Genomic DNA, 8,254 nt, shown 5'->3' on the forward strand with positions numbered 1-8,254 from the left:
GAGCCGGGCGGCATCCGGGGGTACCGAACCCTGGATGCCGCCCGCACCACGTTGTGTTGTATCTGCGGGTTGGTGGGGGCTGGTCGCGCAGTTCCCCGCGCCCCTTAAAAGCACCTCCTTACCGCGCGCGTCCGGCTACCGCACACCCGCTCACCGCATCAGCACCCCCGCGCCCTCCCCCGTCCCCTCCGACGGCACCGCCACCAACCCCAGTTCCGCGCCGTCCGCGAGGAGGCGGTGGGCAGGCAGGATGCGGACCGTGTAGCCGAACGGTCCTGTGCGGTCCAGGGCCAGTGGGCCCTCGTACAGGAGGCGGCCTTCCGTGTCGGGGCCGCTCGCGGGCTTCAGCGGGACGGGGGTGGCGTCGGCGATGTGGTCCTCGGGGTCGACGCGGCCCGCGATGGCCTGCACCTCGACGTCGTCGGGGGTCAGTTCGCCGAGCTGGACGCGGACGCGCAGGGCGAGGGTGGCGCCGAGTTCGGCGGTGGCGCCGACGGCGGAGGCCTCCACGTGGTCGACGGCGACGCGGGGCCAGGCCGCGCGGACCCGGGTCTTCCAGGCGGCGAGCGAGGCGGCGGTGTCCGGCGCGAGCACGCGGTGGGCGCGCGCGGCGGGCACGTACAGACGCTCCACGTACTCGCGCACCATGCGGCCGGCGAGCACCTTCGGGCCGAGCCGGGTCAGGGTCCTGCGGACCATCTCGATCCAGCGGTCGGGCAGTCCGCCGGGCCCGTGCTCGTAGAAGCGGGGCGTGATGCGGCGCTCCAGGAGGTCGTACAGCGCCGCCGCCTCCAGGTCGTCGCGGCGGTGGTCGTCGGTGGCGGCGCCGTCGGCGGTGGGGATGGCCCAGCCGAAGTCGGGCTCGAACCACTCGTCCCACCAGCCGTCCAGGACGGACAGGTTGAGGCAGCCGTTGAGCGCGGCCTTCATGCCGGAGGTGCCGCACGCCTCCAGGGGCCGCAGCGGATTGTTGAGCCACACGTCGCAGCCCGCGTACAGCCTCTGCGCCATCGCCATGCCGTAGTCCGGCAGGAACACGATGCGGTGGCGCACGCGCGGATCGTCGGTGAACCGCACCAGGTCCTGGATGAGCCGCTTGCCGCCGTCGTCGGCGGGGTGCGCCTTGCCCGCGACGACGATCTGCACGGGCCGCTCGGGGTGGGTGAGCAGCTCCATCAGCCGGTCCTGGTCGCGGAGCATCAGCGTCAGTCGTTTGTACGAGGGGACGCGGCGGGCGAAGCCGATGGTGAGGACGTCGGGGTCGAGGACCTCGTCGATCCAGCCGAGTTCGGCGGTGGCGGCGCCGCGCTGCCGCCAGGACACGTGCAGGCGGCGCCGCACCTCGTCGACGAGCTGGGCGCGCAGTTCGCGGCGCAGCAGCCAGATGTCGCCGTCCTGGATGTCGGCGACGGCGTCCCAGCGTTCGGAGCCGCCGACGGACAGCGCGCGGTCGGTGCGCTCGCGGCCGATCTGGCGTGCGCCGAGGCGGATCACCTCGGGGGCGACCCAGGTGGGCGCGTGCACGCCGTTGGTGACGGAGGTGATGGGCACCTCCTCGGGGTCGAATCCCGGCCAGAGGCCCTGGAACATCTCCCGGCTGACCTTGCCGTGCAGCGTGGAGACGCCGTTGGCGCAGCGCCCGAGCCGCAGCCCCATCACGGCCATGTTGAAGAGGTTGGGCTCACCGCCCGGGTAGGTCTCCATACCGAGCCGCAGCACCAACTCGACGTCGATGCCGGGCAGTTCGGCGGCAGGGCCGAAGTGATGCGCGACCAGCTCGCGGTCGAACCGGTCGATGCCCGCGGGCACGGGGGTGTGGGTGGTGAACACCGTCCCGCCGCGCACGGACTCAAGGGCGGCGTCGAAGTCGGCCCCCTCACGCACCAGTTCATGGATGCGCTCGAGCCCGAGGAACCCGGCGTGCCCTTCGTTGGTGTGAAAGACCTCGGGCTCCGGATGCCCGGTGAGCCGGCAGAGGGCCCGCACCGCCCGTACTCCCCCGATCCCCAGCAGCATCTCCTGAAGCAGCCGGTGTTCGCTGCCGCCGCCGTAGAGCCGGTCGGTCACCTCGCGCGCGCCGGGGTCGTTCTCCTCGACGTCCGAGTCGAGCATGAGCAGCGGTACGCGGCCGACCTGCGCCTGCCAGACGTGCGCGGCGAGTGCCCGGCCGCCGGGCAGGGCGAGCCGCACCTGGGCGGGCGTGCCGTCGGCCTCACGCAGCAGCGACACGGGCAGCTCGTTGGGGTCGAGCACGGGGTAGTGCTCCTGCTGCCAGCCGTCGCGGGTCAGGGACTGCCGGAAGTACCCGTGCCGGTAGAGCAGTCCGACGCCGATGAGGGGTACGCCGAGGTCGCTGGCCGCCTTCAGATGGTCGCCGGCGAGGATGCCGAGCCCGCCGGAGTACTGCGGCAGGGCGGCGGTGACGCCGAACTCGGGCGAGAAGTAGGCGATGGCGCGGGGCAGTTCACCGTCGGCCCCGGCCTGCCGCTCCTGGTACCAGCGCACCCCGGTGACGTACTCGCGCAGATCGTCGGCGGCCTCGCCGAGCCGCCGCAGGAACGCGTCGTCGGCGGCGAGCGCGGCGAGCCGCTCGGTCGGCACGGCCCCGAGCAGCCGCACGGGGTCGCCGCCCGAGGCCTCCCACAGCCCCGGATCGACGTCACGGAAGAGATCACGGGTCCCGTCGTGCCAGGACCAGCGCAGATTACGGGCGAGCTCGGCGAGCGGCCCGAGCGGGGCGGGGAGCACGGGACGTACGGTGAATCGACGGATGGCTTTCACGGGGCACCTCTGTCGGAAAGGCGTACGTGGCGTATGCGTCGGCGCCGGACGGCGTCGGGGGCCGTCTCGGCTTATCGACGGTAGCGGCGCGGGGGCCGCGCAGCCACGGCGCAATGGCGTGAGCGCCGTGGCCGCGCGGCCGGGCCGTGCCGTGCCTACCGCTCCCCGGCACCGGGCGGTGCCGGCGGGAACGGTACCTCCGCCAGGACCGGGACCAGCCAGGTCTCCTCGTACTCCAGGTGGGTCGTCAACTCACCTGACATGCGGTCGAATTCGGCGAGGAACGCCGCGGGGTCGGCCGTGGCGAGGTCCGCGAGCAGGGCTACCAGGCTCTCCTTGATGCGGGCGATGGCACGGTGTTCCGTGCCGAGGCGTTCCAGGGTGGGGCGCAGGTGCGGGTGGTGGGCGGCGATGCCGGGGAAGACGTGGTCGTCCTCGCTGGTGTGGTGGAAGGTGAGCGCGTCGCAGAACTCCAGGCAGCGCCGGCGGATCTGCAGGCCGAGGCCCGGGGCCGGCGGGCGGCCCGGCCCCTGGTGGGCGGCGCGTTCGGTGAGGTGTGCGGCGGCCTCGGCGCGCAGGTGGACCAGTTCGCCGCGCAGCCAGTCGTGCACTTCGAGGAGTTTGTCGGCGAGGGTGTGGATCTCCCGGGGGGGACTGCTGTGCGGGCGTTGGTGCAGGCGTGGGCGTGGGCATGCGGAGGGGTTCTCCAGACAGGTGTGATTGCGGGCGCGGTGCGTCCCGGTACGCCGCGCGCACGGGGTGCGGGGGCGTGGGGGCGCGGTGCGGAAGCCCGCGGAGGAAGGGTGGCTCGGGGTGCGGGCGCGCTCAGGGCCGATGGGTCCGGCGCGCGGGCGCGGTCACGTCAGAGGCGTGGTGCCGCGGCACGGCGAGGTGTGTGGAGTACGCAAGGTTCATGTCCCTTGGTGCAAGGCGCTCGCCCGGTCACCGGCCTGCCCACTGCTCTCTGGCCGGTGCCACGCGGCACCCGCCCATTACAGACGCCGTTCCCGCGCCCTGTCAACGCGGGACGGCCTGCCCTCCTCGTGCTACTGCCCGGCCTGCTCCTCCCGGCAGGCCTCCGCGAGCGCCGCCGTGTCCCAGTAGAACGGCCACACCTCGGTGATCCGGCCGTCCGCGATCGTGATGGTCTGCAGGATGGGGAAGGTCAGTTCCCGGCCGGTCGCCCGCGCGCGGGCCCGGATCTCGCTCCGTACGACGACGGTCCCGCCGTCACCGTCGCCGTCACCGTCGCCCTCGCCCCCGTCCTCGGCCACGAGAAAGCGCTGCTCGCCGATCTCGAACTCAGTCCAGGCCGCGCTCATCGCGAGGAAGAACCGCTCCATGCCCTCGTGCCCGCGCCATGTCCCGCCGTACGGCAGGGCGTCGGCCTGGTGCAGTACGACGTCCGGCGCGAAGTAGGGCGCGAGCAGGTCGAACGAGGCGCGGCCGGGGCCGCCCGCCGCGAGGTAGCGGGCCTCGGCGGCGTACATGGCGGTGAGCACCGCGCGAGGGCCACCACTCGTAGATGTCGGCAATGTCGTCATGGCCACAGGGTCACCGAAGCCCCCGCACCCCGCTGGCGGGATTCGGACGTCGCCCTCACCACGAGACGTCGCCCTCAGCACGCGGGGTGGGTCGGCACCCGCCCTCGCCCCCGCCGCAGTCCGGACTGCGGCGGGGGTCCGGTACGGGTTGCCGCCCTGGGCCCTGAATGGATCATCGGGCACCACGAAAACCCAAGTCAATCCTCAACTTTGCTGGCAGACACCCAAGCTCTGCCTTCGATCTGAAGCGAGTTGACCATGATTCGCGACGGTATGGCCGCTTCCACCGCCTGGTACTGGCTTGTCTGGTCTTGTCGTGGTGTCCCCCGCACGAGACGCTCGGGGGTACCCAGGGGAGGGAATCCGGCACATGATCGAATCACGCGCAAGACACCTACGCCTCGCGGGAGTTGCGGCGGCCTTCGTCACGGCGGCCGCGCTGACGGCCGTCCCGGCGGCCGCGCACGCCACGCCCACCGCGAACGACGGCCCCCGCCACGGCTACATCGTGACCCTCGCGCCCGGCACGGAGGCCACGTCCGCCGAGGGCCGGGACCTCGCCGAGAGGTACGGGGCGAGCATCGACCGCACGTACACCGCCGCGCTGAACGGCTTCGCCGTGCGGGCCGACGCGGGCCAGGCACAGCGCCTCGCGGCGGACCCGGCGGTCGCCGGTGTGGTCGCGGACGTGCGGGTGCGGACGGGCGCGCGGCAGCAGAACCCGCCGTCCTGGGGCCTCGACCGCGTCGACCAGAAGCGGCTGCCACTCGACAAGTCGTACACAGCGCCGAGACGTGCGGGCGCGGGCGTCACGGTCTACATCATCGACACCGGCGTACGCACGTCGCACAAGGACTTCGGCGGACGCGCCAAGTCCGGGCGCGACTTCGTGCAGAACGACGCGGTGGCGCAGGACGGGCACGGCCACGGCACGCACGTCGCCGGGACCGTCGCGGGCAGCAAGTACGGCGTCGCGAAGAAGGCGAAGATCGTGGCGGTGCGGGTGCTCGACAACGAGGGCTCCGGCACCACCGCGCAGGTCCTCGCGGGCATCGACTGGGTGACCCGGCACGCGCGCAAGCCCGCCGTGGCCAACCTGAGCCTCGGCGGCCCGCCCAACACACAGCTCGACGCGGCCGTGCGGGCCTCCATAGCGTCCGGCGTGACGTACACGGTCGCGGCGGGCAACGAGGCGGAGTCCGCGAGCCTGTCCTCGCCGGCCCGCGTCAAACAAGCCATCACGGTCGGCGCCACCGACCGCCGCGACGCCCGCGCCCCGTTCTCCAACTGGGGCCCGGCACTTGACGTGTTCGCGCCCGGCGTCTCGATCAGGTCGGCGTCGATCAGGAACAACACGGCTTCGGCGCTCTCGTCGGGTACGTCGATGGCGGCACCGCACGTCGCGGGCGCGGCCGCGCTGTATCTCGCCGGCCATCCCTCGGCGAAGCCGGCCACGGTCGCCAAGGCGATCACCGGCCGGGCCGTGAAGGGCCTGGTGACCGGGCCCGGGTCCGGGTCGCCGAACAGACTGTTGCAGGTGAGCGGCCTCTAGGCGGCAACTTCCTGAAGTGGAGCGCTGGTTGTGGACCGGTCCCGCCCCTCAGGGCGGGGCCGGTCTCGCGCGTTCACACTCGTGTGTTCCACGAGGCCGGTCTCGTGCGGACCGTTACGCGCGAGTAGTTAACAAAGCGCCGGATTGCCCACCCGAGAAGCGTGGGAAGGCTCCTCCGGTACGCACACGCACACCGCCCGCGACGGTCTCGCGGGCCCTGTACGTGTGCGCCGCGGAACCCCTCCACAGCCCATCTCCGCCCACTCGCACGCGGAACAGGAGCGGTCATGCCCCAATCCCGTAGGACGCCCGAGTCCCGCAGGACACCCGAGGCGTCCAAGGTGTCCCAGGCGCCCCAGGTGCACAGAGCGTCCAGAGCCCTCGTCGGGCGCGTCCCCGTCCTCGACGTCGGCCCGGCCGTGCACGGCGGCCGCAAACCCGCCAAGGCCGTCGTCGGCGAGACCTTCGAGGTCACCGCGACCCTCTTCCGCGAGGGGCACGACGCGGTCGCCGGGAACGTGGTGCTACGTGATCCCGAGGGGCGCGTCGGCCCCTGGACACCGATGCGGGAGCTGGCCCCGGGCACCGACCGGTGGGGTGCGGGGGTCACCCCGGACCGGGAGGGCGACTGGACCTTCGCCGTGGAGGCCTGGGGCGACCCGGTGACGACCTGGCGGCACCACGCGGGCATCAAGATACCGGCGGGCATCGACACCGAACTCGTCCTGGAGGAGGGTGCCCGCCTGCACGAACGGGCCGCGGCGGAGGTGCCCGGGAGCGAGGGTGCGGCGGAGGCGTCCGGCAGCGAGGCCGCCGCCGAGGCATCCGGGAGCCACGCCCCCGCGGAGGCATCCGCGAGCCACACCGCCGCCGAAGTCCTGCGCACCGCCGCCGAGGCCCTGCGCGACCAGTCCCGCCGACCCGCCGCCAGACTCGCCGCCGCCCTCACCCCCGAAGTCGACGCCGCCCTCGCCCGCCACCCCCTGCGCGAACTGGTCACCTCCACCGAGGAGTTCCCCCTCCGGGTGGACCGCGAGCGGGCTCTCTTCGGCTCCTGGTACGAGTTCTTCCCGCGTTCGGAGGGCGCGGTGGTACGCGAGGGCGAACCACCGATGTCGGGTACGTTCCGTACGGCCGCCCGACGGCTCCCAGCGATCGCGGACATGGGCTTCGACATCGTCTACCTCCCGCCGATCCACCCCATCGGCACCACCTTCCGCAAGGGCCCCAACAACTCCCTCTCGGCCGCCCCGCACGACGTCGGCGTGCCCTGGGCGATCGGCTCCCCCGAGGGCGGCCACGATGCCGTGCACCCCGACCTCGGCACCCTCGACGACTTCGACGCGTTCGTACGCGAGGCGGAACGCCTGGGCATGGAAGTCGCCCTGGACTTCGCGCTCCAGTGCTCCCCCGACCACCCCTGGGTGGAGAAACACCCCGACTGGTTCGCGCACCGCGCGGACGGCACCATCGCCTACGCGGAGAACCCGCCGAAGAAGTACCAGGACATCTACCCCCTCGCCTTCGAACGGGACATGCCGGGCCTGGTCGCGGAGACCATCCGCCTGCTGCGGTTCTGGATGGACCACGGCGTACGCGTCTTCCGCGTCGACAACCCCCACACCAAACCCGTCGCCTTCTGGGAAGAAGTCCTCGCCGACATCCACCGCACCGACCCGGACGTGCTGTTCCTCGCGGAGGCCTTCACCCGTCCCGCGATGCTGCGCACGCTCGCCGCGATCGGCTTCCACCAGTCGTACACGTACTTCACCTGGCGGAACAGCAAGGACGAACTCACCGACTATCTACGGGAGTTGTCCACCGAGACCGCGCACTACCTCCGCCCCAACTTCTTCGTGAACACGCCGGACATCCTGCACGCCTACCTCCAGCACGGCGGGCGGCCCGCGTTCGAGGCGCGCGCCGTGCTCGCCGCGACGCTCTCGCCCACCTGGGGCGTCTACAGCGGCTTCGAGCTGTGCGAGAACACCCCGGTACGGCCCGGCAGCGAGGAGTACGTGGACTCGGAGAAGTACCAACTGCGCCCGCGCGACTGGGCGGCGGCCGAGCGTGAGGGCCGGTCGATCTCCCCCCTGATCACCGCCCTCAACCGGGTCAGGCGCGCCAACCCCGCCCTCGCGGGGCTGCGTGACCTGTGCTTCCACGACACCGACAACGACTCGGTGATCGCCTACTCCAAGTCGGCCTCGGACACCCGCGGTTCGAACACGGTTCTGGTGGTCGTGAACCTCGACCCCCACCACACCCAGGAAGCCACCGTCTCGTTGAACATGCCACAGCTGGGGCTCGATCGGCACGAGTCGGTGCCGGTGCGTGACGAGCTGACCGGCGAGACCTACCACTGGGGCAGGTCCAA

The 8,254-nt window shown here is 72.4% G+C and carries 5 protein-coding genes; 2 read left to right on the forward strand and 3 right to left on the reverse strand.

Going from position 1 to position 8,254, the window contains the following annotated elements:
* Positions 1–150: 150 nt before the first annotated feature.
* From glgP to IEY91_RS37020, 3 genes are all read right to left on the reverse strand, one after another.
* Entirely contained in the window at positions 151–2,781 is a 2,631-nt protein-coding gene (gene glgP, locus IEY91_RS37010) for an alpha-glucan family phosphorylase (RefSeq protein WP_189177274.1), read from the reverse strand.
* 155 nt (positions 2,782–2,936) lie between these two features.
* Positions 2,937–3,617 carry a hemerythrin domain-containing protein gene (locus IEY91_RS37015; RefSeq protein ID WP_189177286.1) on the reverse strand — a complete coding sequence of 227 codons (681 nt, stop codon included), beginning with the start codon at positions 3,615–3,617 and terminating at the stop codon, positions 2,937–2,939.
* A 210-nt stretch (positions 3,618–3,827) separates the two neighbouring features.
* On the reverse strand, positions 3,828–4,325 hold the full coding sequence (locus IEY91_RS37020) for a nuclear transport factor 2 family protein (RefSeq protein WP_189177275.1): 498 nt from the start codon (positions 4,323–4,325) through the stop codon (positions 3,828–3,830).
* A 370-nt stretch (positions 4,326–4,695) separates the two neighbouring features.
* Between IEY91_RS37020 and IEY91_RS37025 the strand changes: the two genes are divergently transcribed.
* Positions 4,696–5,877, forward strand: a complete 1,182-nt coding sequence (locus tag IEY91_RS37025; RefSeq protein ID WP_189177276.1) for a S8 family peptidase — start codon at positions 4,696–4,698, stop codon at positions 5,875–5,877.
* Positions 5,878–6,164: 287 nt separating this feature from the next.
* On the forward strand, positions 6,165–8,254 hold a 2,090-nt coding region (locus IEY91_RS37030), incomplete at its 3' end, for an alpha-1,4-glucan--maltose-1-phosphate maltosyltransferase (RefSeq protein WP_189177277.1).

The sequence above is a fragment of the Streptomyces lasiicapitis genome, from assembly GCF_014646335.1.
Taxonomy (GTDB): Bacteria; Actinomycetota; Actinomycetes; order Streptomycetales; family Streptomycetaceae; genus Streptomyces; species Streptomyces lasiicapitis.